The organism is Oleiphilus sp. HI0086 (assembly GCF_001635225.1).
Window position 1 is genome coordinate 1 of record NZ_LWFZ01000252.1, and the last position, 819, is coordinate 819.

The 819-nt window shown below is 47.3% G+C and carries 1 protein-coding gene; it reads left to right on the plus strand.

The window, feature by feature from the left end:
• Window positions 1–12: 12 nt before the first annotated feature.
• Window positions 13–819: DUF5011 domain-containing protein (locus A3756_RS03280; RefSeq protein WP_197481134.1), on the plus strand; the 807-nt coding region annotated here is incomplete at its 3' end.

Consider the following 819-nt stretch of genomic DNA (forward strand, 5'->3'; position numbering starts at 1 on the left):
ATGGTAAGGTTTGTGACGGTAGATGATGTAACACCACCGGTAATCACCTTAGTTGGCAATAACCCAATTAATCATGAAGTGAATACAATTTACACTGACCCTGGTGCCACAGCCACAGATAATACTGACGGCGATATTTCTGCAAACATCGGTGTCAGCGGTACAGTCAATGCAACCGTAATCGGCAGTTATGTACTGAGCTACAACGTGAACGATTCCTCAGGCAACTCTGCTACTACCGTTACCCGAACAATTAACGTTCAAGATACTGGCGCACCTAGCATCACTCTACTAGGTAGCAGCCCACTTAACCATGAGCTAAATACCCCTTATACCGATGCTGGTGCGACTGCGAATGACGCACTTGACGGAGACCTATCTGCAGGCATTATAGTTGGCGGCACAATGGTCGACTCTAGCGTTGCTGGTACTTATGTCATTACCTATGATGTCAGTGACTCCAACGGTAACCCTGCCGTACAGCAAACGCGCACGGTAAATGTGAACGACTTTACCGCCCCTGTCATTACACTTAATGGTGACAGCAGCATTAATATCGCTCTAGGTAGTGTCTACAATGATGCGGGTGCGAGTGCGTCGGACAATATTGATGGCGATATTTCAGCAAGCATTATTCAGAGTGGCGCTGTTGATACCGGTACAATTGGCAGCTATACACTTGTGTATAACGTAAGTGATGCGGCTGGCAACGATGCAATCCCCGTCACACGAACAGTTAATGTTGCTGATGCGAGCGGCCCTGTTATTACACTGATCGGAAACAACCCGATCGATCATGAGGTGAATACAATCTTCACC